The organism is Geodermatophilus sp. URMC 64, assembly GCF_053502555.1.
In genome coordinates this window covers 3381065-3406553 of sequence record NZ_CP199955.1, presented here as the reverse complement: position 1 = coordinate 3406553, position 25489 = coordinate 3381065, and the positions used below count along the sequence as shown (strand labels likewise).

The 25489-nt window shown below is 74.3% G+C and carries 26 protein-coding genes and 1 pseudogene; 13 read left to right on the top strand and 14 right to left on the bottom strand.

Annotated elements, in window-relative coordinates; genetic code table 11:
• The first annotated feature begins 12 nt into the window (after positions 1-12).
• Positions 13-1350: a class II 3-deoxy-7-phosphoheptulonate synthase gene (locus ACWIYF_RS16545; RefSeq protein WP_448623918.1), complete on the top strand. Its 1338-nt coding sequence runs from the start codon at positions 13-15 to the stop codon at positions 1348-1350.
• Positions 1343-2353, top strand: coding sequence for a low-specificity L-threonine aldolase (ltaE, locus tag ACWIYF_RS16540; RefSeq protein WP_448623917.1), 1011 nt, complete (start codon positions 1343-1345; stop codon positions 2351-2353). The genes ACWIYF_RS16545 and ltaE overlap by 8 nt, the downstream gene beginning before the upstream one ends.
• An 8-nt stretch (positions 2354-2361) precedes the next feature.
• Here the strand turns inward: ltaE and ACWIYF_RS16535 are convergent, their stop codons facing one another.
• From ACWIYF_RS16535 to ACWIYF_RS16500, 8 genes are all read right to left on the bottom strand, one after another.
• Positions 2362-3525: a S8 family serine peptidase gene (locus ACWIYF_RS16535; protein WP_448623916.1), complete on the bottom strand. Its 1164-nt coding sequence runs from the start codon at positions 3523-3525 to the stop codon at positions 2362-2364.
• Positions 3526-3680: 155 nt separating this feature from the next.
• The gene (locus tag ACWIYF_RS16530) at positions 3681-4007 is read right to left on the bottom strand and encodes a GYD domain-containing protein (protein ID WP_448623915.1); all 327 of its coding nucleotides are present in this window, start codon (positions 4005-4007) and stop codon (positions 3681-3683) included.
• Between the two features lie 63 nt (positions 4008-4070).
• On the bottom strand, positions 4071-4553 hold the full coding sequence (gene bfr, locus ACWIYF_RS16525; RefSeq protein ID WP_448623914.1) for a bacterioferritin: 483 nt from the start codon (positions 4551-4553) through the stop codon (positions 4071-4073).
• Positions 4554-4600: 47 nt separating this feature from the next.
• Positions 4601-4834 (bottom strand): (2Fe-2S)-binding protein, encoded by a 234-nt coding sequence (locus ACWIYF_RS16520; RefSeq protein ID WP_448623913.1) that lies wholly within the window; start codon positions 4832-4834, stop codon positions 4601-4603.
• A gap of 92 nt (positions 4835-4926) precedes the next feature.
• Complete coding sequence (locus tag ACWIYF_RS16515) at positions 4927-5394, bottom strand: NUDIX hydrolase (RefSeq protein WP_448623912.1); 468 nt, start codon at positions 5392-5394, stop codon at positions 4927-4929.
• Positions 5394-6299, bottom strand: a complete 906-nt coding sequence (locus tag ACWIYF_RS16510; RefSeq protein ID WP_448623911.1) for a deoxyribonuclease IV — start codon at positions 6297-6299, stop codon at positions 5394-5396. The genes ACWIYF_RS16515 and ACWIYF_RS16510 overlap by 1 nt, the downstream gene beginning before the upstream one ends.
• The gene (pknB, locus tag ACWIYF_RS16505) at positions 6299-8299 is read right to left on the bottom strand and encodes a Stk1 family PASTA domain-containing Ser/Thr kinase (protein WP_448623910.1); all 2001 of its coding nucleotides are present in this window, start codon (positions 8297-8299) and stop codon (positions 6299-6301) included. The genes ACWIYF_RS16510 and pknB overlap by 1 nt, the downstream gene beginning before the upstream one ends.
• A gap of 88 nt (positions 8300-8387) precedes the next feature.
• Entirely contained in the window at positions 8388-9479 is a 1092-nt protein-coding gene (locus ACWIYF_RS16500; protein ID WP_448628763.1) for an alpha-hydroxy acid oxidase, read from the bottom strand.
• A gap of 109 nt (positions 9480-9588) precedes the next feature.
• Here ACWIYF_RS16500 and boxB point away from each other — a divergent pair, with 109 nt between their 5' ends.
• The gene (gene boxB / locus ACWIYF_RS16495) at positions 9589-11067 is read left to right on the top strand and encodes a benzoyl-CoA 2,3-epoxidase subunit BoxB (protein ID WP_448623909.1); all 1479 of its coding nucleotides are present in this window, start codon (positions 9589-9591) and stop codon (positions 11065-11067) included.
• A gap of 31 nt (positions 11068-11098) precedes the next feature.
• On the opposite strand, the gene ACWIYF_RS16490 is transcribed toward boxB, so the two are convergent.
• Positions 11099-11941, bottom strand: coding sequence for a PaaX family transcriptional regulator (locus ACWIYF_RS16490; RefSeq protein ID WP_448623908.1), 843 nt, complete (start codon positions 11939-11941; stop codon positions 11099-11101).
• Between the two features lie 138 nt (positions 11942-12079).
• Here ACWIYF_RS16490 and ACWIYF_RS16485 point away from each other — a divergent pair, with 138 nt between their 5' ends.
• Positions 12080-13693, top strand: a complete 1614-nt coding sequence (locus ACWIYF_RS16485; protein ID WP_448623907.1) for a benzoate-CoA ligase family protein — start codon at positions 12080-12082, stop codon at positions 13691-13693.
• Positions 13694-13697: 4 nt separating this feature from the next.
• The gene (locus tag ACWIYF_RS16480; RefSeq protein ID WP_448623906.1) at positions 13698-14561 is read left to right on the top strand and encodes an amidohydrolase family protein; all 864 of its coding nucleotides are present in this window, start codon (positions 13698-13700) and stop codon (positions 14559-14561) included.
• Here ACWIYF_RS16480 and ACWIYF_RS16475 read toward each other — a convergent pair.
• The gene (locus ACWIYF_RS16475; protein WP_448623905.1) at positions 14534-15484 is read right to left on the bottom strand and encodes a DMT family transporter; all 951 of its coding nucleotides are present in this window, start codon (positions 15482-15484) and stop codon (positions 14534-14536) included. The two genes, ACWIYF_RS16480 and ACWIYF_RS16475, sit on opposite strands and share 28 nt — an antisense overlap.
• Before the next feature lie 127 nt (positions 15485-15611).
• Here ACWIYF_RS16475 and boxC point away from each other — a divergent pair, with 127 nt between their 5' ends.
• From boxC to ACWIYF_RS16440, 7 genes and pseudogenes are all read left to right on the top strand, one after another.
• Positions 15612-17321, top strand: a complete 1710-nt coding sequence (gene boxC / locus ACWIYF_RS16470) for a 2,3-epoxybenzoyl-CoA dihydrolase (RefSeq protein ID WP_448623904.1) — start codon at positions 15612-15614, stop codon at positions 17319-17321.
• On the top strand, positions 17321-18322 hold the full coding sequence (locus ACWIYF_RS16465; RefSeq protein WP_448623903.1) for an NAD(P)/FAD-dependent oxidoreductase: 1002 nt from the start codon (positions 17321-17323) through the stop codon (positions 18320-18322). The genes boxC and ACWIYF_RS16465 overlap by 1 nt, the downstream gene beginning before the upstream one ends.
• 9 nt (positions 18323-18331) lie before the next feature.
• On the top strand, positions 18332-18667 hold the full coding sequence (fdxA, locus tag ACWIYF_RS16460; RefSeq protein WP_448623902.1) for a ferredoxin: 336 nt from the start codon (positions 18332-18334) through the stop codon (positions 18665-18667).
• A 1-nt stretch (position 18668) separates the two neighbouring features.
• Positions 18669-19169: a DUF6158 family protein gene (locus ACWIYF_RS16455; protein WP_448623901.1), complete on the top strand. Its 501-nt coding sequence runs from the start codon at positions 18669-18671 to the stop codon at positions 19167-19169.
• Between the two features lie 30 nt (positions 19170-19199).
• Entirely contained in the window at positions 19200-19523 is a 324-nt protein-coding gene (locus ACWIYF_RS16450) for an Rv2175c family DNA-binding protein (protein WP_448623900.1), read from the top strand.
• A 28-nt stretch (positions 19524-19551) separates the two neighbouring features.
• On the top strand, positions 19552-19884 hold the full coding sequence (locus ACWIYF_RS16445; protein ID WP_448623899.1) for a lycopene cyclase domain-containing protein: 333 nt from the start codon (positions 19552-19554) through the stop codon (positions 19882-19884).
• Positions 19881-20090: pseudogene (locus ACWIYF_RS16440) on the top strand (lycopene cyclase domain-containing protein); the annotation flags it as partial. The gene ACWIYF_RS16445 and the pseudogene ACWIYF_RS16440, both read left to right, overlap by 4 nt.
• On the opposite strand, the gene ACWIYF_RS16435 reads toward ACWIYF_RS16440, so the two are convergent.
• Genes ACWIYF_RS16435 through ACWIYF_RS16425 form a run of 3 tightly spaced genes read right to left on the bottom strand, consistent with a single transcriptional unit; the run spans position 20087 to position 23615 of the window.
• The gene (locus ACWIYF_RS16435; RefSeq protein WP_448623898.1) at positions 20087-21022 is read right to left on the bottom strand and encodes a phytoene/squalene synthase family protein; all 936 of its coding nucleotides are present in this window, start codon (positions 21020-21022) and stop codon (positions 20087-20089) included. The pseudogene ACWIYF_RS16440 and the gene ACWIYF_RS16435 overlap by 4 nt on opposite strands.
• A complete protein-coding gene (gene crtI / locus ACWIYF_RS16430; RefSeq protein WP_448623897.1) occupies positions 21019-22500 on the bottom strand; it encodes a phytoene desaturase family protein in 1482 nt (493 codons plus the stop codon). The genes ACWIYF_RS16435 and crtI overlap by 4 nt, the downstream gene beginning before the upstream one ends.
• The gene (locus ACWIYF_RS16425) at positions 22497-23615 is read right to left on the bottom strand and encodes a polyprenyl synthetase family protein (protein ID WP_448623896.1); all 1119 of its coding nucleotides are present in this window, start codon (positions 23613-23615) and stop codon (positions 22497-22499) included. The genes crtI and ACWIYF_RS16425 overlap by 4 nt, the downstream gene beginning before the upstream one ends.
• 185 nt (positions 23616-23800) lie before the next feature.
• Here ACWIYF_RS16425 and metF point away from each other — a divergent pair, with 185 nt between their 5' ends.
• The gene (gene metF, locus ACWIYF_RS16420; RefSeq protein ID WP_448623895.1) at positions 23801-24703 is read left to right on the top strand and encodes a methylenetetrahydrofolate reductase [NAD(P)H]; all 903 of its coding nucleotides are present in this window, start codon (positions 23801-23803) and stop codon (positions 24701-24703) included.
• Here metF and ACWIYF_RS16415 read toward each other — a convergent pair.
• The gene (locus ACWIYF_RS16415) at positions 24693-25313 is read right to left on the bottom strand and encodes a hypothetical protein (protein WP_448623894.1); all 621 of its coding nucleotides are present in this window, start codon (positions 25311-25313) and stop codon (positions 24693-24695) included. The two genes, metF and ACWIYF_RS16415, sit on opposite strands and share 11 nt — an antisense overlap.
• Positions 25314-25489: the final 176 nt, after the last annotated feature.

Here is a 25489-nt window from a genome sequence, read left to right as displayed (position 1 = left end):
ACCCTCAATCGTGTGAGTCTCACCGAACCCGCCGATCTGGTTCCGGGTCTGGACCGGTGGCGGGAGCTGCCCGCCGCCCAGCAGCCGACGTGGCCCGACCGCGGCGCGCTGGACACCGTCCTCGAGACGCTGTCCACCGTGCCGCCGATCGTGGCCCCGGCCGAGGTCGACCAGCTGCGCGCCCAGCTCGCCGACGTGGCGCGGGGCAGGGCCTTCCTGCTGCAGGGCGGGGACTGCGCGGAGACCTTCGACCTCAACACCGAGCCGCACCTGCAGAGCACCACGCGCACGCTGCTGCAGATGGCCGTCGTCCTGACCTACGGCGCGAGCGTGCCCGTGGTGAAGGTCGGGCGGGTGGCCGGGCAGTACGCCAAGCCGCGCTCGTCGGACACCGACGCCCTGGGCCTGCCGTCCTACCGCGGCGACATGGTCAACTCGCTGGACCCGGTGCTCGAGAAGCGCGTCCCCGACCCGACCCGGCTGGTGCGCGCCTACGCGAACTCCGCCGCGGCCATGAACATGATCCGCGCCTACGCCCGCGGCGGGCTGGCCGACCTGCACGCCGTCCACGACTGGAACAAGGACTTCGTGGCCAACTCGCCGGCCGGCGTGCGCTACGAGGTCATCGCCCGCGAGATCGACCGCGCGCTGGCGTTCATGAAGGCCTGCGGCATCGACCACGCCGCGATGCGCTCCGTCGAGCTCTACAACAGCCACGAGGCGCTCATCCTCGACTACGAGCGGGCGCTCTCCCGCGTGCACGAGGGCCGGGCCTACGACCTGTCGGCGCACTTCGTCTGGGTCGGCGAGCGCACCCGGCAGATGGACGGCGCGCACATCGAGTTCGCCTCGCGGATCGCCAACCCGATCGGCGTCAAGATCGGCCCGACCACCACGCCGGAGCAGGCCGTGGAGCTGGTCGAGCGGCTCGACCCCGAGGGGATCCCCGGCCGGCTCACGCTGATCAGCCGGATGGGCAACGGCAGGATCCGCGACGTCCTGCCCGGCATCGTCGAGAAGGTCACCGCCAGCGGCCACCTGGTCGTCTGGCAGTGCGACCCGATGCACGGCAACACCCACGAGTCCTCGACCGGCTACAAGACCCGGCACTTCGACCGGATCGTCGACGAGGTGCTCGGGTTCTTCGACGTCCACCGGGCGCTGGGCACCTGGCCGGGCGGCATCCACGTCGAGCTGACCGGCGAGGACGTCACCGAGTGCCTCGGCGGCGCCATGGAGATCAGCGACGAGGACCTCAACAGCCGCTACGAGACCGCCTGCGACCCCCGGCTGAACACCGGCCAGTCGCTGGAGCTGGCGTTCCTCATCGCGGAGATGCTGCGTGGCTGAGTTGATCGACCTCCGCTCGGACACCGTCACGCGTCCCACGGAGGCGATGCGCCGTGCCATGGTCGAGGCCGAGGTCGGCGATGACGTCTACGGCGAGGACCCCACGATCAACGCGCTCGAGGAGCGGGTCGCGGCGCTGATGGGCCACGAGGCGGCGCTGTTCGTGCCGTCCGGGACCATGGGCAACCAGATCGGCATGCGCCTGGTCGCCGAGCCCGGCCAGGAGGTGCTCTGCGACGCGGACGCGCACGTGGTCACCTACGAGATGGGCGCCGCCGCCGCGGTCTTCGGCATCTCGACGCGCACGGTCGTCTCCGCCGGTGGCCGGCTGGACGCCGACGCGCTGATCGCGCAGGTCCGGCCCAAGGACGACTGGCACCTGACCTCGACCGCGGCCATCGCCGTGGAGAACACGCACAACCGCGGCGGCGGGATCGTGCAGCCGCTCGCCGAGCTGCGGAGGCTGTGGGACTGGTCGCGGGGGGCCGGCGTCGCCGTCCACCTGGACGGCGCCCGGCTGTTCAACGCGCACGTCGCCTCCGGCGTCGACCTGGCCACCTACGGCCGGCTGGCCGACACCGCGTCGGTGTGCCTGTCGAAGGGGCTGGGCGCCCCGGTCGGCTCGGTGCTGGTCGCCTCGGCGGAGCGGATCGCCGTCGCCCGGCTGTGGCGCAAGCGCCTCGGCGGCGGCATGCGCCAGGCCGGCGTCCTCGCCGCGGCCGGGCTGTACGCGCTGGAGCACAACGTCGAGCGGCTGGCCGAGGACCACGAGCACGCGCAGCTGCTGGCCAAGCGGCTCGGCGTGGACCCGGCCACCGTCGAGACGAACATGGTCGTGCTCGACGACGTCCCGGCGCCGATGCTCGCCGAGGCGGCGAAGGCGCAGGGCGTGCTGGTCAGCCAGGTAGGCGCGCGCCGGCTGCGGCTGGTCACCCACCTGGACGTCGACCGCGCCGCGGTGGAGCGGGCGGCCGACGTCCTGGCAGGGCTCCTGGAGCGCTGAGCCCGGGCTCAGTAGTTCGTGAACAGCAGGTCGTTGTTGGCGGTGCGGCTCGTCGTCACGGCGTCCTTGCTGGTCGCCGCCTTGACGGCGGTGCCGACCGACGCGGGGCTCGCCGTCCGGTGGGTCTCCAGGTAGAGCGCCGCGACACCGGCCACGTGCGGGGTCGCCATCGACGTCCCGCTGATCGTGTTCGTCGCCGTGCTGCCCGAGACCCAGGAGCTGGTGATGCCCACCCCGGGCGCGAACAGGTCGACGCAGGAGCCGTAGTTGCTGAACGACGCCGGCTTGTCGCTCTGGTCGCTGGCGCCGACCGTGAGCGCACCGCCGACGCGGGCGGGGGAGGACTTGCAGGCGTCCTGCGGCACGCCGACCGAGTTGCCGTTGCCGGCGGCCACGGCGTAGGTGACGCCGTCGGCGATCGACCGGCTCACGGCGTTGTCCAGCGCGGTGCTGGTGCTGCCGCCGAGGCTCATGTTGGCGACCGCGGGGGCGCCGGCGGCGTGGTGGGCGGTGACCCAGTCGATCCCGGCGATGACACCGGACGTGCTGCCGCTGCCGGCGCAGTCGAGCACCCGGACGGCGACCAGCGTCACGTTCTTGGCGACGCCGTAGGCCGCGCTCCCGACGGTGCCGGCGACGTGCGTGCCGTGGCCGTTGCAGTCGTCGGCGCTGCCGCCGTCCACCGCGTCGTAGCCGGAGACGGCGCGGCCGTCGAACTCGACGTGGTCGAACCGGATGCCGGTGTCGATGACGTACGCGGTGACGCCGGCGCCGGTGGCCGAGTAGCTGTAGGTGGTGCTCAGCGAGCGGGTCCGCTGGTCGATCCGGTCGAGACCCCAGGTGGCACCGTCCTGGGTCGCGGTGGCCGTGACCGGCGCGTCGGTCTCGACGGCCTGCACGCCCGGCAGGCGGCCGAGCCGGTCGGCGACCGTGGTCGGCAGGGTGACGGCGAAGCCGTCGAGTGCGGCGGTGTAGACGTGGCTGATCCGGCCGCCGAGCGCGCGGGCGCGCTCGGCGACGGCCGCGGCCGGGCTGCCCGGCGTCAGGGTGACGATGTAGGACTGCAGGACAGGGGCGGCGGGAGCGGCCGACGCCGGAGCGGCGGTCAGGCCGATGCCGGTGGCGGTCAGGGCCGCGGTCGCGGCGGCGGCCAGGGAGCGGCGGGAGAGCACGGGCGCCTCGTCTTTCGTTCGCGGCACGCTCGGTCGCATGCGGGCGCCGGAAGTGAACCTGGCGAGGACGACAGCGCGAAGTCACCACGCGGCTGCACCGCGTAGCCCACGTGGGGTACACGGACAGCGGCGCGGCGAGTGGACCCGGGATCTCGTCAGGCGCCGGGCGGGCGGTACCCCACCTGGCCGGCCCGGCTCAGGGCCTCGAGGGTCTCGTCGACGGTCAGCAGCACCGTCGTCTCCAGCGAGCTGATCGCCCCGCCGCTGCTCAGCGCGATCGCGACGGTCGCCATCGACACGTGGTCGGGGGCCTCCCAGAGGTTGTACCCGTCGTGCGTGCCGAAGGCGTACCAGAACCCGTGCAGCGTGCCGCCGACCGACTCGATGTACGTGCGGGCCGCCTCGCGCCGGTCCTCCGGGTGGGCGATCAGCCGCGCCCACGTCTCCGGGGTGTAGCTGAACTTCGACAGGTAGAGCGCCATCGCCGCCGTCCCCTCGTCGTGCGCGCGGGTCGCGCGCCGGAGGGGACCGCAGCGTAGCGGCGGTCAGTCGCCGGAGGGGTGCTCCACCTGGCCGGCGAGGTAGAGCTGCTCGCCGAGGTGGTCCATCAGCGACAGCTGGGTCTCGAGGTAGTCGATGTGGTGCTCCTCGTCGGCGAGGATCTCCTCGAACAGCCGCTTGCTGGTGTGGTCGCCGACCTCCTCGCAGTACGCGATGGCCGGGCGCAGCCGGTCGATCACCTCGACCTCGATGGCCATGTCCGACTCGAACTGCTCGCGGACGGTCTGGCCGACCCGCAGGGCCAGCAGCCGCTGGTAGTTGGGCAGGCCCTCGAGGAACAGGATGCGGTCGGTGAGCTTCTCGGCGTGGGTCATCTCCTCGATGGACTCCGCGCGGGTGTGCGACGCGAGCTTGGTGTAGCCCCAGTTCTCCTGCATCTTGGCGTGCAGGAAGTACTGGTTGATCGCGGTCAGCTCGCTGGTCAGCTGCTCGTTGAGCAGCTCGATCACGCGCGCGTCACCCTGCATGGGTCCTCCTCGGTCCGGGTTGCGGCCGAGGCTATCGGCAGCGGTGCTCAGGCGACGGCCGGGATCTCGATCCCGTGCAGCGGATCGACCGCGCGCAGCCGGTCGCAGATCCGCTCGAGGCAGTTGCCGCAGCCGGTGCCGGCGGCACAGGCGTCGCCGACCTCCTCCTCGGTGCGCGCGCCGTCGGCGATGACGTCCGCGAGCTGGGACTCGCTGACGGCGAAGCAGATGCAGACGTACACGGCGGTGCGCTCCGGGTGGTGCGGGGAAGCAAGGCACACCTAAGTTAGCCGAGCCTCACCTACGTGCCAAGAGGTCGGGGTGCACACGATCCGGTGCACCGTGTCCCTTGCGCACCGCGCCGGGATGTGCTTCAGCTCACCTCGAAGCCGTGCGTCAGGATCGCCGGCACGCCACCCTGGCGCAGTCCTTCGAGGACCCGCAGCTCGTGGGGCACGACCGGCTCGGGCAGGGCCGCGAGGTCGAACCAGCGCAGCGCCGCGGCCCGGTGCGGCTCGCGCCGCTCCGGCTCGCCGGTCCAGCGCCGGCACTCGAAGAAGAAGTCGACCCGCTCGTCGCCGCGCTCGTGCGGCGGCGCGGTGCGGTGGATGGTGCACAGCGGCACGAGGTCAGCGGGGTCGAGCCGGAGGCCGAGCTCCTCCTCGGTCTCGCGGACGGCGGCGGCCACGGCGTCCTCGCCCGGCTCGACGTGCCCGGCCGCCGACACCGCCCAGTGCCCGTCCATGAAGCCGGTGCCCCGGCGCAGCTGCAGCAGCACCCGCTCGCCGCCGTCCTCGGACCGCCGGAGGACGACGTACGACGCGGGGACGACCTGGAACATCAGGCCGCGGCGGCGCCCTCGGCGACGCCGTCGCGCAGCGAGCACAGCAGCGCGATGTCGCGGGCGTGCCCGGCCGACGGCGACCCGTCGAGCTCGCTGGGGGTCTCGATGACGACCGGGACGCCGGCCAGCGAGGGGTGGGCGAGCAGCTCCCGGAACGGCTCCACGCCGATCGAGCCGGCGCCGATCGTGGTGTGCCGGTCGCGTTTGGAGCCGCACGCGTCGAGGGAATCGTTGGCGTGCACCAGCCCGAGCCGGCCGGGGCCCACCGTGGCCTCGAGCGCGTCGAGGGTCGCGGTCATGCCGCCCGGCGCGGACAGGTCGTGGCCCGCAGCCCAGGCGTGGCAGGTGTCGAAGCAGACGCCGACCAGCGGGTGGTGCTCCAGCGCGGCCAGGTACGGCCCGAGGTCCTCGACGGTCGCGGCCAGCGACCTGCCGCCGCCGGCGGTCGGCTCGATCAGCAGCCGCGGCCCGTCGTCCGGGAGGGACTCCAGCACCGGCAGCAGCCGCTCGTGCAGCTGCGTCAGGGCGTCGTCGTAGCGGTCCTCGCCGACGGCGGACCCGGCGTGGACGACCACCCCGCGGCAGCCGAGCCGCGCGCCGCGGAGCAGGTTGTGCCGGATCGTGGCGATCGACTGCTCGACGGTGGCCTCGGTGGGGGAGCCGACGTTGACCAGGTACGGCGTGTGCACGAACGAGGGCACGCCCCGCTCGGCGCAGCCGGCGGTGAAGGCGGCGTCCTGCCTCGGGTCGCCGTCGGTCAGCTTCCAGCCGCGCGGGTTGCCCACGAAGACCTGGACGGCGCGGGCGCCGACGGCGTCGGTGTAGGCCAGGCCGCCCTTGGCCAGGCCGCCCTTGATCTGGATCTGCGCGCCGATCGGCGTCGCGTTCGCTGGGTGGTGCACTAGCCGAAGCTCACCGCGAGCTGGACGGTCGAGCCCTCGTCGACGGTCTCGCCCGCCTTGGGGCTCTGCTGGTAGACGCGGTCGCCGGCGATGAACGTGTTGATCTTCACCTTCAGGTGCATGCCCTCGAGGATCTGCTTGGCCTCGGCGGCGCTCTTGCCGCGCACGTCGGGCACCTCCACCTGGGGCACGCCGGCCGAGACCTGGATGGTCACCGTGCTGCCGTAGTCGACCGGGCCCGCGGCCGGGTCAGGGGTCACCGCCATGACCTGGCCCGGCGCGACGTCGCGGCTGCGGCCGTCGTCGCCCTGCTCCACGGTGAACCCGAGCTCCTCCAGCGTCGCGGTCGCCGCCTCGGGGGTGGATCCGATGACGTTGGGGATGTCGACCGGCTCGTGGCCCAGGCTGACCAGCACGGTGACGACCTCGCCGCGCTTGATCGGCGTCCCGGCCGGCGGATCGAACCCGATGACCAGGCCGGCGTCCACGTCGTTGTCGTACTGCTCCTCCGTCGTCACCTGCACGTCGGGCAGGTCCTCCTGCAGGGCGGCGACGACGTCGTCCTCGGGCCGGCCCGCGAGGTCGGCGCGGACGGTGAACCGCTCCTGCCCCTTGCTGACGACCAGCCGGACGTCGGAGCCGCGGATCGCGTCGCCCCCCGCCGGATCGGCGGAGAGGACGACGCCGGCGGGGACGTCCTCGCTCCACTGCTCCTGGCAGCAGTCGGGGTCGAGGTCCGCCTCCTGCAGCAGGCCGATCGCGGTGTCCTTGGGCTTGCCGACCAGGTCGGGGATGGTGGTCCACCGGCCGGAGCCCAGCCACCAGCCGACGGCGCCGATGGTGATCCCCAGCAGCGCGATGATCGCGATGATCAGCCGCGCCCGGCGCCGGCGGACGTGCTCGGGGACGGTGCCCGGCCGCGGGCGCACCGGTGGACGGCTGGAGACGTTCGCGGTCGGGCCGGCGCCGAGGACGCTGGTCCGCCCGTTGGCGTGCCGTCCGGGCCCGAGCACCTCGGTGCCGGGGCGGATGTCGCGGGTGCCCGGGTTGCTCGGGTGCCGCGGGCGCGTCGACTGCGGGCGGTTGGTCGGCCGCAGGACGTCGGTGTTGGTGCTCGCGCGGCCGGTGGGCACCGGCACCCGCTCGATGCCGAGGTCGGTGCGCAGGTCGGCCAGCTCGGCGAGGAAGGCGCCGGCGTCGATGGGGCGGACGGCGGGATCGCGGCGGGTGACCCGGGCGACGAGCTCGTCGACCTGCCACGGGATGCCGGGGACCTCCTCCGACGGCACCGGCATGTCGTGGTGCACGTGCTGGTAGGCCACCGCCAGCGGGGTGTCGCCCCCGTACGGCGGGTGCCCGGTGAGCATCTCGTAGAGCACGACACCGGCGGCGTAGACGTCGCTGCGGGCGTCGGCGCGGCCGCGCTCGAGCTGCTCGGGGGAGAGGTAGGCGACCGTGCCGATGAGCACGCCGCCGGTGGCGACGCTCTGCCCGCTGCCCTCGACGGCGCGGGCCAGGCCGAAGTCGGCCACCTTGACCACGCCGTCGACGCCGATGAGCACGTTCTCCGGCTTGATGTCGCGGTGCACGATGCCGGCCCGGTGGGCGGCGGTCAGCCCCGCCAGCACCGGCTCGAGGACGGCGAAGGCCTCCGCGACGGTCAGCCGGCCCCGGGCCTGCAGCAGGTCGCGCAGCGTGCGGCCGCGGACGAGCTCCATGACCAGGTAGACCAGCCCGCGGTCGCTGCCCTGGTCGCTGACCGACACGACGTTGGTGTGGCTGAGCATCGCCGCGGCGCGGGCCTCGCGGGTGAACCGGTCGACGAACGTGGGGTCGTGGACCAGGTGGTCGGCCATGATCTTGACCGCGACGGTGCGGTGCAGCCGGAGGTCGGTCGCCGAGTAGACGGTGGACATGCCGCCGCGCGCCACGCGCTCCTCGAGGCGGTAGCGCCCCTCGAGGACGGCGCCGACCACGGGGTCGGTCACGACGGTGTCCACCCTGGCGAGTGTAGGAGCGACGGGGGCCCGGCCAGGCGAACCACGCGGTGAACGGGGTGGCCGGGGCGGCTGGGACGAACGGGTTCGCTCAGCCCGCGGCGGCGACCGTGTCCCGCGTCACCTCGCCGACCGAGCCGAGCCCGCACAGCACCATGGTGTGCGCCAGCTCCTCCGACAGCCCGGCGAGGACGCGCGCCACGCCGTCCGCGCCGCCGGTCGCCAGCCCCCAGACGGCGGGGCGGCCCACGAAGACGGCGCGGGCGCCGAGGGCGAGGGCGGTGAGGACGTCGGATCCCGCGCGCAGGCCGCCGTCGGCGTAGACCTCGGCCTCGTCGCCGACCGCGGCGACGACCTCGGGCAGCGCCTGCGCGGTCGCGACCACCGGGTCGGCCTGCCGGCCGCCGTGGGTGGAGACCCACACGGCCGCGGCGCCGGCCTGCACACAGCGGGCGGCGTCGTCCCCGCGCAGCACGCCCTTGACCACGACCGGCAGGCCGGAGAGCTCGCCGAAGCGGGCGATGTCGTCGAACGTCCAGACCGGGCTGGGCTCGGGCGGGATCCCGGGATCGGTGGGCCGGTTGGCCATCGGGACGTCCGCGGGCAGGGCGAAGTCGTTGGCCACGTCGCGCAGCCGGCGTCCGTACACCGGCAGGTCCACGGTGAGGACCAGGGCGGCGTAGCCGGCCCCTCCCGCGCGGCGGGCCAGGTCGTCGGTGTAGGCGGGAGAGTGCAGCCGGTAGAGCTGGAACCACTTGGGCGCCGCCGGCTCGACCGCCGCCACGTCGGCGAGCGCGGTGTTGGCCGCGGTCGACACGGTCATGAGCGCTCCGGCAACGGCCGCGCCCCGGGCCGTTGCCCGCTCGCCGTCCGGGTGCGCCATGGCCTGGTAGCCCCAGGGGGCCACGCCGACCGGTGTCGCGACGTCCGTGCCGAGCAGCGTCGTCCGGAGGTCCGCCGTGGCCATCCCGCGCAGCACCCTCGGGCGCAGCCGCCAGGAGCGCCAGGCGGCGGTCGCCTCGGCCAGCGTCGTCTCCCGCTCGGCGCCGCCGGCGTAGAAGTCGTACACCGCCGGTGGCAGCAGGGCGCGGGACCGCTCCTCGAGGGCGGCGAGGTCGAGGAAGGAGGGCCGGGCGCCGGGGTCCTCGGGCGTCCGGTGGCGCAGTCCCGGTTCGCGCTCCATGGCCGCCACGACCCGACCCTAGGGGTTGCGCCACCCTCCTGAAGTGCTACACACTTCTGACGCCGCGACAATCCGACGTAGGACGTAGGCGCACCCGGAGGGGACAGCCATGACGGCATCGACGACGCAGACCGGCAACGCTCCCGAGCCGACCGGGCCGCTGAGCCCCGTCGACTACTCGCAGCGGATCCCCAACAACGTCGACCTGGCCAACGACCGCCGGCTGCAGCGCGCGCTCGAGGGCTGGCAGCCGAAGTTCCTCGACTGGTGGAAGACGCTCGGCCCGCAGCTGGAGCACAAGGACGTCTACCTGCGCACCGCGATCGCGGTCGGCCGCGACGGCTGGGCGCACTTCGACCGCGTGCCCATGCAGGACTACCGCTGGGGGATCTTCCTCGCCGAGCGCGACCCCGAGCGGCGGATCGCCTTCGGCCGGCACAAGGGCGAGCTCGCCTGGCAGACGGTGCCCGGTGAGTACCGCGCCGACCTGCAGCGGCTGATCGTCGTCCAGGGCGACACCGAACCCGCGTCGGTGGAGCAGCAGCGGCAGCTGGGCATGACCGCGCCGTCCCTCTACGACCTGCGCAACCTCTTCCAGGTCAACGTGGAGGAGGGCCGCCACCTCTGGGCGATGGTCTACCTGCTGCACGCCTACTTCGGCCGGGAGGGACGCGAGGAGGCCGAGCAGCTGCTCAAGCGGAACTCCGGCGACGTCGACGCCCCGCGCATCCTCGGCGCGTTCAACGAGGACACCACCGACTGGCTGCAGTTCTTCATGTTCACGTACTTCACCGACCGGGACGGCAAGTACCAGCTCGGGACGCTGAAGGAGTCCGGCTTCGACCCGCTGGCGCGCACCTGCGAGTTCATGCTCAAGGAGGAGGCCCACCACATGTTCGTGGGCACCACCGGCGTGCAGCGCACCGTGGAGCGCACCGCCCAGGTGATGAAGGAGCACGACACCGAGGACACCTTCGAGCACGGCGCGATCCCGCTGTCGGTCATCCAGAAGTACCTGAACTTCCAGTTCGCCGTCTCGATGGACCTCTTCGGCTCCGAGCAGTCGACCAACGCGGGCAACTACTTCTCCTCCGGCCTCAAGGGCCGCTGGCAGGAGACCCGCCGCAAGGACGACCACGTGCTCATCGGCCTCGAGCGGCGGATGAACGTCGTCCGCGACGGCAGGATCGTGCAGCAGACCGTGCCGCTGCTGAACGCGCTCAACCTCGACCTGCGCGACGAGTACGTCGCCGACTGCGAGAACGGCGTCCGCCGCTGGAACCAGGCGCTCGAGGACGCCGGGCTGCCGCACCGGCTGACGCTGCCGCACGAGGGGTTCTACCGGAAGGTCGGCGCCTACGCCGGGCACCACATCAGCCCCGAGGGCGAAGTGCTCGACGAGGCGACCTGGGAGGCCCGCAAGGGGGAGTGGGTGCCGACGCCGGAGGACCGCGCGCGGGTCGCCGAGCTGATGGTGCCGCACTACGACGAGGGCGACTTCGCCGGCTGGATCGCCCCGCCGCCGCAGGGGATCAACAACATGCCGGTCGAGTTCGACTACGTCCGCTTCGAGCACCTGGACGAGTGACCCGGGGGGCCGAAGTGGCCACTGTGGCCGGTCAGATGCGGGCGGCGGCGGTGGTGGCGAGGTCGGTCCAGTGCTGCTGGGCCCCCTCGTGCCACTCGTCGTGGCGGCGGTGGAAGAGGTCCGCGGCCGCCGGGCCGGGCCAGGTCTCCGGCAGCAGGGACGGCGGCAGCGCGGGGTCGAGGAACGGGAACCGGCGCCACTCCTGCACCAGCCGCACCTGCGCGGCGAACGCGTCGGCCGGCGTCCGCACGTGCTGCGCGGCCACCTCGTCGAGGAAGGCCCGGTAGCGCTCCTCGACGTCGGCGAGCCCCCACGCCTCGGCGACCACCCGCTGCTCGTCGCCGACCTGCCCGAACGGCCCGGTGAACGAGAACGCCTCGACGCCGAGGTCGGCGACGACGGCGGCGACCTCCTTCTCCTTCTCCACGTCCGGCGTGACCCACAGGCCCGGCATCGGCGAGCCCAGCCCGGCCCAGGTCAGGCGGGTGCGCAGCTGGTGGCGCAGCCGTCGGTGGGTCTCGGGCACGCTGACGGCGAGGACCAGCCAGCAGCCGTCCCAGTCGGCCAGGCCGCGGCCGAAGGTGTAGATCCGCTCGGCGCCCTCGGACAGCAGCGTGTGCCCGGCCGGCGTCAGCCGCCAGCGGACCCGGCGGCCCTCCCGCTCGGCGACGATCAGCTCCTCGGCCGCGGTGCGCGACAGGGCCTGGCGGGCGGCCTTCTCCTCGACGCCGACCTCGGCCAGCCCCGCGACCAGGGCGCCGGTCCAGGCGGCGGCGCCGGTGGGCAGCACGAACTCGCCGAGCAGGGTGAGCAGCAGCGAGCGTGCGCTCGCCGCGCCGGTCTCGCGCCGGCGGGCACCGGCCTCCGGGGTCACCCGGTCATGACACCACAGCGGTGCGGGGCGACCAAGATCTGTCAACCTTCTACACCCCCTTGACGGTATGGCGGTTGTGCGTAGTGTGTTCTGCGCCACGCCCCGCCACGTCCCGCCCGCGCCGCCGGAGGAACGACCGTGAGCCAGCCCTTCAACGCCGCCCAGTACTTCCTCGACCGGCACGTCGACGCCGGCGCCGGCGGGCGGACCGCCGTTCGCAGCGGGGGCCGCACGCTCACCTACGCCGAGCTGCGCGACCTGGCGGCCGGCTTCGCGAACGGCCTGCGGGCGCTGGACGTCCGGCAGGGGGAGCGGGTCCTGTTCGTCTGCTCCGACCGGCCCGAGCTGCTGGCCGGGCTGCTGGGCTGCTGGCGGCGCGGCGCGGTGGCGGTGCCCGTGTCCACCATGCTCACCGGCCCGGAGCTGACCAAGGTGGTCACCGACTCCGGCGCCCGCGTGCTCGTGGCCACCCCCGAGTTCGCCGCGGCGGCGCAGCCGGCCGCCGAGGCCGCCCCGGAGCTGGCCCACCTCGTCGCCGTCGACGGCGCCGAGCTGGCGCCGACCGCGACGGCCGGCGTGCTGTCGTGGGACGCCGTCCTGGCCGCGGGCGCGGACCGGGACGACGTCGTCGCGGCCACCACCGACGAGACCCCGGCGCTGTGGCTCTACACCTCCGGCACCACCGGCACGCCCAAGGGCGCCATGCACCGGCACGCCAACCTGCGCTGGGTCTGCGAGACCTACGCGCGCGAGGTGCTGCGCATCGGCCCGGAGGACGTCTGCTACTCGGTGGCGAAGCTGTTCTTCGCCTACGGCCTGGGCAACTCCGCGCTGTTCCCGCTGTCGGTCGGCGCGACGACGGTGCTCGAGCCGCGGCGGCCCTCGCCCGCGGTGGTGGCCGAGCGCATGGCAGAGGACCGGCCCACCCTCTTCTTCGCCGGGCCCACCTTCTACGCGGCGCTGCTGGCGGCCGAGCTGCCGGAGGACACCTTCCGCTCGGTGCGGCTGTGCGTCTCGGCCGGTGAGGCGCTGCCCGCGGCGCTCTACCGGCGGTTCACCGGGCGCTTCGGCGTGGACATCCTCGACGGCATCGGCTCGACCGAGGCGCTGCACATCTTCCTGTCCAACACCGAGGGCGCCGTCCGCCCCGGGACCTCCGGCACGCCGGTGCCCGGCTACGACATCGCGCTGCGCGACGAGGAGGGGCGCCCGGTGCCCGACGGGACGCCGGGGGCGCTGTTCGTCCGCGGCGAGTCGATCGCCAACGGCTACTGGTGCCGCACCGACGCCACCCGCGCGGTCTTCCAGGGGGAGTGGCTGCGCACCGGGGACACCTACGTCCGCTCCGCCGACGGCTACTACACCTGCATGGGGCGGTCGAACGACCTGCTCAAGGCCGGCGGCATCTGGGTCTCCCCGGCCGAGGTCGAGGAGCGGCTGCTGCAGCACCCGGCGGTCGCCGAGGTCGCGGTGGTCGGCGTCCCCGACAGCAACGAGCTCGACAAGCCGGTGGCCTGCGTCGTCCTCGCCGCGGGCGCCACCGTGACGCCGGACGAGCTGATCACCTGGTGCCGCGAGGGCCTGGCCGCGTTCAAGCGGCCGCGCGCCGTCCTCGTCGTCGAGGAGCTGCCCAAGACCGCGACCGGCAAGATCCAGCGGTTCAAGCTGCGGGAGAGCGCCCGCGAGCTGGTGCCGCCGCAGCCGCAGGGGCGGCCGTCGACGGAGGCCCCGGCGCTCCCGGCTACCGTCTGAGTCCGTGCTCGACGGCCACGTCCTGGTGGACGCGCACGTCCACGTCCCGCACCTCGCGTCGCTGGCGCCGGCCTGGATCGACTGGGCTCGCGAGTTCGGGCCGCCCGGCATCCTCGAGGCGGTCTGGCGGGACGACGGCACCCCCGACCCGGCGCGGCTGGACGCGCTGTTCGCCGAGCAGGGGGTGGACGTCGCCCTGCTGTTCTGCGAGTACAGCCCCAAGGCGACCGGCTACCAGCTCTTCGACGACCTGCTGCCGATCGTCGAGCACAACCCGCGCCGGTTCCGCCCGGTGGCCAACGTCAACCCGCACCTGCACTTCCCGATCGCGCGCGAGCTGGCCCGCCAGCTCGACGCCGGCGCCGCGGCGCTGAAGATCCACCCGGTGCACGGCGGCTTCCGCCCCGACGACGCGGCGCTCTACCCGGCCTACGCGCTGCTCGTGGAGCGGGGAGTCCCGCTGATCGTGCACTGCGGGACGAGCACGTTCCCCGGCTCGACCAACGCCTACGCCGACCCGCTGCTGCTGGACGCGGTGCTGCGCGACTTCCCCGACCTCGACGTCGTCCTCGCCCACGGCGGGCGCGGCTGGTGGTACGACGCCGCGGCGTTCCTCGCGCTGTCCCGCGAGCACGTCTGGCTGGAGCTGTCCGGCCTGCCGCCCAAGCGGCTGCCGGAGTACTACGCCCGCTACGACCTCGGCCGCCTGGCGCGGAAGTGGATCTACGGCACCGACTGGCCCGGCGTCCCCGGCCAGGCGGCCAACGCGCGGGTGGTCGCGGGCCTGGGCCTGCCCGAGGACGTCGTCCCGCTCGTCCTCGGCGGGAACGCCCTGCGGGTCTACGCCGGGCTCGATCCGGCGCGCTGAGCCGCCGTCCCCCGCCGGGGCGGGACGACGACGAGCGCCACCCCGAGCGCGGTGACGCCCACGCCCGCGAGGGAGGGGCCGGTCAGCCGTTCCCCGAACACGAGGTAGGCCTCCACGGCCACGGCCGGCGGGACCAGGTACATCAGGCTCGACACGCCGGCCGCCGTGCCGCGGCGCAGCAGCGCGAGCAGCAGGAGCACCGCACCCAGCGAGAGGCCGAGCACCAGCCACACGAGCGCGCCGACGAAGCGAGGAGTCCAGTGCACCCGCAGCGGCTCCGTGGCCGCCGCGACGACGAACAGCAGCCCCGACGCGGCGACGTACTGCACCGCCGTGCCCCACACCAGCGGGATGCCGTCGCCGTGCCGCTTCTGGTACAGCGTGGCGGCGGTGCCCGAGCCGAGGGCGACGAGCGTGGCGAGCAGCCCGGCGGCCGGCAGCTGGCCCGCCGCGGCCGACGATGCGGCGATCCCCGGACCGACGACCAGGGCCACCCCGGCGATGCCCAGGACGAGGCCGGCCCATTGCCTGGGGGCCAGCCGCTCGCCGAGCACGCGGCCGGCGAGGACGGCGGTGAGCACGGGCTGCAGGCTCACCACGACCGCCGAGACGCCGGCCGGGACCCCGACGGAGATGCCGTAGAACACGCCGCCGAGGTACCCGGCGTGCAGCAGTGCCCCGACGACGGCGGCGTGGCCGTACTGGGCGCGCGTGGCGAGCCGCGCCGAGCGCAGCGCTCCCGCCAGGACGGCCAGCAGTCCCGCCGCGATGGCCAGGCGCAGCGCCAGGAAGGTGAACGGCGGCGCGTCCGGGAGGCCGTACTTGGCGCCCACGAAGCCGGTGCTCCACAGCAGCACGAACAGCGTCGGGCCGCCGATCCGCTGCACCGCCCCGGGCCGGCGGATCGTCGCGGGGTCGGCCACGGCGGCCCCCTCTCGTCCTGTTGCCGGTCGGGACGGTAGCCCCGGCATTCCTGCTACGTCGTCTTGACGCCACGCCAAGAGTCAGTAGTGTGTTTGGCGACACGTCGACGGCCCCGGAGGTCCCGCGATGACGCTGCTCGCCGACACCCCCACCGAGAACCCGGTTCCGGTGCGCGTGGAGTTCGAGACCTCGCCCGAGCGCTACCGCCACTGGCGGCTGTCGTTCGACGGGCCGGTCGCCACGCTGACCCTGGCCGTCGACGAGCAGGGCGGCCTGGTCCCCGGCTACGAGCTGAAGATGAACAGCTACGACCTCGGCGTCGACATCGAGCTCTACGACGCGGTGCAGCGGCTGCGCTTCGAGCACCCCGAGGTCAAGGCCGTCGTGATCACCGGCGGCCTGGACCGGATGTTCTGCGCCGGCGCGAACATCCGGATGCTGGCCCAGAGCTCGCACGCCTGGAAGGTGAACTTCTGCAAGTTCACCAACGAGACCCGCAACGGCATCGAGGACGCCACCGCGCACAGCGGCCAGACCTACCTCGCCGCGCTCAACGGCACCGCGGCCGGCGGCGGCTACGAGCTCGCGCTGGCCTGCGACGAGATCGTCCTGGTGGACGACGGGTCGTCGGCGGTGTCGCTGCCCGAGGTGCCGCTGCTCGGCGTGCTGCCCGGCACCGGCGGGCTGACCCGGGTGGTCGACAAGCGGTTCGTGCGCAAGGACCGCGCCGACGTCTTCGCGACCAAGAACGAGGGCATCAAGGGCCGCACCGCCGTCGCGTGGGGGCTGGTCGACGAGAGCGTGCCGATGAGCCGCTTCGCCGACGCCGTCCGCGCCCGCGCCGAGGCGGCGGTGGCCCGCTCGACCCGCAGCGGCGAGCGGGGTGTCGCGCTGACCCCGCTGCGGCGCACCGAGGACGGCGACACGATCCGCTACCCGCACGTCGAGGCGCGCCTGGACCGCGCGGCCCGCCGGGTGGACCTCACCGTGCACGGCCCCGACGCCCCGCCGCCGGCCGACGCCGCCGGCGTGCTGGAGCAGGGCGTGGACTACTGGCCGATGGCGCTCGCCCGCGAGCTCGACCACCTGGTGCTGCACCTGCGCACCAACGAGCTCGAGCTCGGCACCTGGGTGATCCGCACCCGCGGCGACGCCGACGCCGTCCTCGCCTACGACGCGCAGCTCGAGGAGCTCGCGGACGACTGGTTCGCGGGCGAGGTCACCCACTACCTCAAGCGGGTGCTCAAGCGGCTCGACGTCACCAGCCGCAGCCTCATCGCGGTCATCGAGCCGGGCAGCTGCTTCGCCGGCACCCTGTTCGAGCTGGCGCTGGCCTGCGACCGGCAGTACATGCTCGACGGCGTCCCCGAGGAGGAGCTCGAGGGCATCGACCCGGCCGACGGGCCGGCGCGGATCGTCCTCGGGCCGGCCAACACCGGCCGCTACCCGATGGGCAACGGCCTGACCCGGCTGCAGTCACGCTACTGGGGTCACGACGACGAGCTCACCGCCGTCCTCGACCGGATCGGCGAGCCGCTGGAGGCCGCCGACGCGATGGAGCTCGGCCTGGTCACCCTCGCGCCCGACGACCTGGACTGGGAGGAGGAGCTGCGGATCGCGCTGGAGGAGCGCGCCTCGCTCTCCCCGGACGCCCTGACCGGCATGGAGGCCAACCACCGCTTCGTCGGCCCGGAGACCCTGGAGACCAAGATCTTCGGCCGGCTCACCGCCTGGCAGAACTGGATCTTCATCCGGCCCAACGCCAGCGGCCCGGACGGCGCGCTGCGCCGGTTCGGCAGCGGCACCCGCGCCGCCTTCGACCGGGTGCGCGTCTGATGGCCGACCACGACGTCGACCTGCTGCTCGTCGGCGCCGGCCCGGTGGGCCTCTACGGCGCCTACTACGCCGGCGTCCGCGGCCTGTCCACCGTCGTCGTCGACTCGCTGCCGGAGCCGGGCGGGCAGATCACCGCCATGTACCCGGAGAAGCCGATCTTCGACGTGGCCGGCTTCCCGAGCGTCCGCGGCCGCGACCTGGTCGACAACCTCGTCGCGCAGGCCGCCCAGTACGACCCGACGTACGTGCTCGGGGAGTCGGCGGTGTCGGTGCACCGGGGGGACGACGGCCGGTTCGCCGTCCGCACCGACGCCGGCACGACGGTGCGCTGCGGCGCCGTGGTCGTCACCGGCGGCATCGGCACCTTCACGCCGCGGCCGCTGCCGGCGGGGGAGGAGTTCCTCGGCCGCGGGCTGGCCTACTTCGTCCCCGCGCTGGCGGAGCACGCGGACAAGGACGTCGTCATCGTCGGCGGCGGCGACAGCGCCTGCGACTGGACTCTCGCGCTGCTGCCGATCGCGCGCAGCGTGACGCTGGTCCACCGGCGCCGCGCCTTCCGCGCGCACGCCGCGTCGGTCGCGGCGGTGCAGGCCTCGACGGCCACGGTGCTCACCGACGCCGAGGTCAGCCGCGTGCTCGGCGCCGACCGGGTCGACGCGGTCGAGGTCACGGTCAAGGGCGAGGCGGAGCCGCTCGTCTTCCCGGCGCAGACCGTGGTGGCCGCGCTGGGCTTCCTCGCCGACCTCGGCCCGGTGCGCGAGTGGGGCCTGGAGCTGCACGACAACCGGCACGTCGTCGTCGACACCCGGATGCGCACCACCGCGCCGGGCATCTACGCCGCCGGCGACATCGTCGACTACGACGGCAAGGTGCGGCTGATCAGCGTCGGCTTCGGCGAGGTGGCGACGGCGGTCAACAACGCCGCCGTCGAGCTCGACCCGGCCGCGCAGCTGTTCCCCGGCCACTCGACCGACAACGCCCCCGTCCCGGTCCCTGCCTAGGAGGATCCCGTGCCGTACGTCATCGCCGAGCCGTGCATCGACGTCAACGACAAGGCCTGCGTGGACGAGTGCCCGGTCGACTGCATCTACGAGGGGGAGCGCAAGAGCTACATCAACCCCAAGGAGTGCATCGACTGCGGCGCGTGCGAGCCGGTCTGCCCGGTGGAGGCGATCACGCAGGACCGCCGGGTGCCCGACGAGTGGGAGCCGTTCATCGCCGACAACCGGGCGTTCTTCACCGAGATCCTGCCCGGCCGCGACGCGCCGCTGGGCGCACCGGGCGGCGCGCGCAAGGTCGGCGAGCTCGGCGTGGACACCCCGCTCGTCGCGAACTGGGAGGGCTGAGGTGGAGGGCCGGCCGGCACGCGACCTCTCCGACGAGGAGCTGGAGCAGCAGGGCACCCACGCCCACGCGACCCGCAACTGGGTCTTCCTGCACGGCACCGCCGAGCAGTACCAGCGGCACACCGAGCGGATGCTCGAGCTGGAGCAGGAGTACCTGCGGCGCTATCCCAAGCGCACCTGGCAGGGCTCGGGGGAGGCCGGCGGGGTGGTCGACGAGGCGACCCGGCTGCGGCTGGCGCTGCGCGGGCTGCAGCGGCAGATCGACGCGATCCTCGCCGAGGGCCTCGACGAGCGGCCGGAGGACGAGCCGGACCCGCGGAAGGTCGCCGAGCTGCTCGGCCGGGTGGCGGCCAACGGCGGGCGGATGCACAAGCTCGAGCTGCACCAGGCGGCGCGCGAGCTCGGCATCGGCCCGGCCGCGCTCGCCCGGCTCTACCGCGGCGAGGACGCCGTGCTGCGGACGGAGAAGGACCAGCGCGTCCTGGTGCGAACCCGTCCCTGACCGGCGGCGCAGCGACATAGGCTCGCGGGCGTGGAGACGCTCACCCCCGCCGAGGTCGCCCAGACGCTCGGGGTCTCACCGAACCGGGTCCGTCAGCTCATCCGCGACGGCAAGCTGATGGCGGTGCCCGGTAGCGGCAACAGCAGGATCCCCGCGGATTTCGTGCAGAACGGCGCGATCCTCAAGCACCTGCCCGGGCTGCTCACCGTGCTGCGCGACGGCGGGTTCAGCGACGAGGAGGCCTTCGAGTGGCTGTTCCGCAGCGACGACTCGCTGCCGGGGACGCCGGTGGAGGCGCTGCGGGGCGACCGGCACACCGAGGTCACCCGCCGCGCCCAGGCCCTGGCGCTGTAGTGGGGCTTTCGGTACAGAAAGCCCGGGCGTGGAGCACCTGACCTACCTGGCGCTGCTCGCCGGCTGCCTGGTGGTGACGGCGCCGCTGGAGATCGTGCTCCGGGTCCGGGTCTACGCCCGCTGGCGGCGGCTGCTGCTGGCGCTGGTGCCGGAGTTCGTCGTCTTCGTGGTCTGGGTGCTCTACGCGATCGCGGCCGGGCACTGGGACTACAGCGACACCCGGACCCTCGGCCTGCGGCTGCCCGGCGGCATCCCGGTCGAGGAGGTGCTGTTCTTCCTCGTCGTCCCGGTCTGCGCGGTGCTGGCGTTCGAGGCGGTCCGCACGGTCACCGGCTGGAACGCGGGGTACGACGAGCAATGAGCTACAGCGCTCTCGCGGTCACCGCCGTCGTCGCCGTCCTCGTGGTCGACCTGGCCGTGCTGCGCACCCGCCTGGTGACCCGCCGGGTGTTCTGGGTCGCCTACGCGATCGTGCTGTTCTTCCAGCTGCTGATGAACGGCGTCCTCACCGGCCTCGACGTGGTCGTCTACGACCCGGGTGCGGTCTGGGGGCCGCGGATCGCCTACGCCCCGGTCGAGGACCTGCTGTTCGGCTTCGCCCTCGTGACGCTCACCCTGGCCAGCTGGGCGGCGGTCAACCGGCGGGCGAACACGGCCAGGCGGCGCGGCTTCGACACCCGCACGCGGCGGTCGAGCACCCGGTAGCCGGCCTTCTCGATCTCGGTGAGGATGCCGCCGTAGAGCGCGGTGGCCGCCCGCACGCAGTCGCGGGACTCGCGGGCGAGCAGCGGCGTGCCGGGGGCGGCGTCGTCGTAGCGGCGGCGGACGATCGCCACCATCTCCCGCATCAGCGCCTCGAACCGGTCGTCGTGCCGCCGGGCCGCCAGCTGCTCGCGGGTCACGCCGTGCGCGGCCATGAGGTCCTCCGGCAGGTAGACCCGGCCTCGGTCGGCGTCCTCGGCGACGTCGCGGCAGAAGTTGGTCAGCTGGAACGCCTCGCCCAGCGCGATCGCGTACGGTGCCGCCTCCTCGCGGGACACCCCGGGCGCCGTGCCGAGCACCGGCAGGACCATGAGCCCGATGACGGCGGCCGACCCCCACATGTAGCGGTCCAGCGCGGGGAGGTCGGCGTAACCGGCAACGGTGAGGTCGCTGGTCATCGCGGCGAGGAAGTCGACCAGGTGCTCGACGGGGATGCCGTAGCGGCGATAGGTGTGCACCAGCGCCAGCCGGACCGGGTCGTCGGACCAGCCCTCCTCCAGCTCGGTGAGGACGGCGCGGGACCAGTCGGCGAGGTCGCCGGCCGGGTCGGCCCCGGGGACGTCGACCAGGTCGTCGGCGGTGCGGGCCGCGGCGTAGAGCGCGTGCACCGCCGGCCGCCGGTCGGGGCTGAGCAGCCGGGTGGCCAGGTGGTAGCTCTTGCCGTGCCGGGCGGCGATCACGGCGCAGTGCCGGTAGGCGGCGTCCAGCTGCGCCTGCCGGTCGGCCACCGCGGTCATCCGGTGATCCGCTGCGCGGCCAGCCGGCCGCTGATCAGCACCATCGGCACCCCGACCCCCGGCTGCACCGACGACCCGGCGAGGACGACGTTCTCCGGACCGGAACGCGGCAGCGTCGGCGGGCGGAACGGGCCGGTCTGGCCGAAGGTGTGCGCCAGCGCGAACGGCGTGCCGGCGGCCATGCCCTGCGCGGCCCAGTCGCGGGGGGTGGCCAGCTCCTCGACCTCGATGGCGTCGGAGACCCCGGTCCAGCCACGGGCCTCCAGCGTGGCCAGCAGCTCGTCGCGGTAGCGGGGGGCCAGCGCCGTCCAGTCGATCGACGGGCTGCCGCCGCTCTTCGGGTCCAGGTTGGGGGTGGGCGCCACGACGCTGAGCACCTGCCCGCCCTCGGGGGCCAGCGTGCGGTCGGTGACCGAGGGCATGCTGACCAGCAGGCTCGGGTCGCTCATCGGCCGGCCGTCGCGGGTCAGCTCGTCGAACACCTCCCGCCAGGCCGCGCCGAAGCTGATGGTGTGGTGCGCCTGCCCGGGCAGCTCCGCGCGCACGCCCAGGTGCAGCGCCACGCAGGACGGCGAGTACACCGGCCGGCGCGGCCCGCGCAGCCCCGGCACCAGCCGGTGCGGCGCGTCGGCGGTGACCACGACGGCGTCGGCCGGCAGCAGCTCGCCGTCCGCGAGCCGCACGCCGGTGACCCGCCGTCCGGACGTCGGCAGCTCGCGGACCGATGCGCCGTAGCGGAACGCCACCCCTGCGTCGGCCGCCGCGTCGGCCAGCGCCCGCGGGACGGCGCCGACCCCGCCCACCGGGTGCCACACCCCGGCGCCGATGTCGAGCTGGGCGATGACGGCGTACGCGGCGATCGCTCGGAACGGCGAGACCCCCGCGTAGAGCGCCTGGAAGCTGAACAGCCGGCGCAGCCGCTCGTCGGTGAACGCCCGACCGACGTGCGCCGAGAGTCGGCGGAACCCGCCACGGCGGACCAGCTCGACCAGCGGTGCCCCCAGCAGGTCCAGCGGCGAGTCGAGGTTGCGGTCGATGAACGTGGTCAGCTGCAGCCGGTACAGGCCGGCGAGGTCGGCCAGGTAGCGGCGCAGCGCCGTCGCCTCGGCCGGTCCGCACAGCGCCTCGACCTCGGCGGCGAAGGCGTGGGGGTCGGCTTGCACGTCGAGGGAGGAACCGTCGGCGAACTGCGCGCGGTAGGTGGTCTCCAGCGGCACCAGGCCCAGCCGGTCGGCGAGCTTGTCGTCGACGGCGGCGAGGGTGTCGGCCAGGATCTCCGGTGCGGTGAACACCGACGGCCCCGTGTCCAGGACGTATCCGTCCCGCGCCACCCGGCCGGCCCGGCCGCCGGGGCCCGCGCCGCGCTCGACGACGGTCACCTCCCGGCCGGCGCCGCGCAGACGCAGCGCGGCCGCCAGCCCGGCCAGCCCGGCGCCGACGACGACGACGTGGTCGGTGCGACCGGGGACGGTTCTCACGCGGTGCGCGAGGTGGCGGCGACGGCCAGCGCGTCCAGCGCCGCGCGGGCGTCCTCGGTGATCGGCGCGGCCGCGATGGCGGCGCGGGCGCGGGCGGTGCGCTCGGCGATCCGCTCCTCGACGCGGGCCCGGGCGCCGGTGGTCTCGATGAGGTGGCGCAGCGCGTCGAACTGGTCGGGGCCGGCGTCGGGGTCGCCGAGCGACTCGCGCAGCAGCGTCCGCCCGGGCTCGTCGGCCTCCAGCTCGGCCAGCGCGATGAGCAGCGTCCGCTTGCCCTCGCGCAGGTCGTCGTCGGCGGACTTGCCGGTCACGGCGGGGTCGCCGAACACCCCGAGGACGTCGTCGCGCAGCTGGAACGCCTCCCCGAGGGGCAGCCCGATCGCGCTGTAGGCCTCGAACAGCCGGGGGCCGGCGCCGGCGATCGCCGCGCCGAGCTGCAGCGGCCGCTGCACCGTGTAGCCGGCGCTCTTGTACCGGGCGACGGTGAGCGCCCCCTCCGGGCCGGGCAGGCCGCCGGCCGCGCGCAGCAGGTCGAGGTACTGCCCGGCGGTCACCTCGGTGCGCATGGTGTCCCAGACACCGCGCGCCCGGGTCAGCGTGGCGTCGCTCAGGCCGGAGCAGCGCAGCAGCTCGTCGGACCAGACCAGCGCGAGGTCGCCGACGAGGATCGCCGCGCCGACGCCGAACGCGGCGGGGTCGCCGGCCAGGGCGTCCGCGCCGTGCCGGGTGGCGAAGCCGTGGTGCGTGGCCGGGCGGCCGCGCCGGGTGCTGGCGCCGTCCATCACGTCGTCGTGCACCAGCGCGCTGACGTGCACGAACTCCAGCGCGGCGACCGCCCGGAGGACGGCGGCGTCGTCCTCGCCCGGGCCCGGGGTGCCGGCCGCGGCGCCGCGCCAGCCCCAGTAGGCGAACGCCGGGCGCAGCCGCTTGCCGCCGCGGGCGAGGGCGCGCACCTCGTCGGCGACCGGGGCGAGCGCGGGGTCCATGCCGGCGAGCGTGCGGTGCTGCAGGTCGAGGAAGTCGTCGAGCGCCGCGGCGACGGCCGTGCGCACGCGGTCGAGGTCGACGGCGGCCAGCCGGTCGGCGGCGTCGAGGTGCTGCGTCCCGGCGGTCACGGGATCAGTATTGCTCGACCCGGCGGGGCGCCATTCGCGGAGCACGGTCCTCCAGGGACTCCCGTCGACGGTCACTGGCGTCTCCTCCTGCTGGTACGGGTGCGCTACGGAAGGACTTCTCCCGGACGCCGCCGCGCGGATGCGGTCCGCCGGAAATTTCCGGACGACCCGTACCCTGTCCCCCCGTGACCCGGACCGTGCGCGAGCTGCTCCGGCAGGAGCGGCCCACGTGGTCGTTCGAGTTCTTCCCGCCCCGCACGCCCGAGGCCGAGCGCCAGCTGTGGACGGCGCTGCGGGAGCTGGAGCGGCTGCACCCGTCCTTCGTCTCGGTCACCTACGGGGCCGGCGGCACCACCCGCGAGGGCACCGTGTCGGTGACCGAGCGGATCGCCACCGACACCACGATGACCCCGCTGGCGCACCTCACGGCCGTCGACCACAGCGTCGCCGAGCTGCGGCAGGTGGTCAGCCGGCTGGCCGCCGCGGGGGTGCGCAACCTGCTCGCGCTGCGCGGCGACCCGCCCGGCGCCGACCCGCAGGCGGAGTGGGTCGCGCACCCCGACGGCTTCCGCTACGCCGCCGAGCTGGTCGAGCTGATCAAGTCGATGGGCGACTTCTCCGTGGGGGTCGCGGCCTTTCCCGAGCGGCACCCGCGCTCGCCGGACTTCGAGACCGACGCCGACATGTTCGTGGCCAAGTGCCGCGCCGGCGCAGACTTCGCCATCACCCAGATGTTCTTCCGCCCCGAGGACTACCTGCGGCTGCGCGACCGGGTGAGCGGCCGCGGCTGCGACGTCCCGATCATCGCCGGGGTCATGCCGGTGACGAACGTGAAGATGATCAACCGGATCGTGCAGCTCTCGGGGCAGGCGTTCCCGGAGGAGCTGGCGGCCCGCTTCGCCGCGCTGGACGGGGAGACGCCGGAGGCGAAGGCCGCCGTCCGCGCGCTCGGCGTCGAGGTGGCCACCGAGCTGTGCCGCCGGCTGCTCGCCGAGGGCGTGCCCGGCATCCACTTCATCACGATGAACCGGTCGACCGCGACGCGGGAGATCTACGCCAACCTCGCCGCCCTCGCCCCTACGGCGTAGCGCCGAGCGCCGCGCTCGCGCGCTCGGCCGCCAGCCGCAGGCCCTCGCGCTCGGCGGCGTAGCCCCCGGCCACCCCGACCACCGGCAGGTTGGCGAGCGCGCGGTGGTGCAGCCTGCCCTTGGGGCGGGCGTCGAGCGCGTCGTCGATGCGGCCCAGCAGCCGGGACACCCGCCACACCGTGCGGAGCGTGCCGAGCAGGCCGCCCCGCCGCGTGCCGAAGGCCTCCTCCCGGTAGGTGCCGGCGACGTGGGTCAGCAGCGGCCTGACCGTCTCCGCCGTCAGGTCGCGGCCGAGCAGCACCCGCGCCAGCAGGCACACCCGCTCGGCCGGGTCGGTCACCTTGTGCTCACCGGCCACGCCGAGGACGACGATCGACTGGACGGCGGTGCCGACGGTGTTCTGCAGCGGCAGCAGGTCGGCCAGCTTGCCCGCGAACCGGGGCACCGCGGCGACGACGGCCGCCACGACGGGGACCCGCTCGGCCCACCAGCGGTCGCGCTCGTCCTGGGGGCGGGCGGGGCGGCGCCCGAGCCGGCGCACCAGCGGGGTGACCAGCCGGTCCACCCGGCGCAGCACGTCGACGACGACCGCATCGCTGATCGGAGCCATGCCGTCCTGCGTGCCCCGTTCCGCCGGCCCTCACGCGTGACCGCGCCCAAGATCACCTCGCGTTCAGCGGTGCCTCAGCCCTCGCGAGACACCGGTGGACCCGAGGCGGTCTTGGTCGACCACTCCACCACGGCTTGATCAACGCACGGTGCGCGCCCTCACCGCCGCCGCACAGG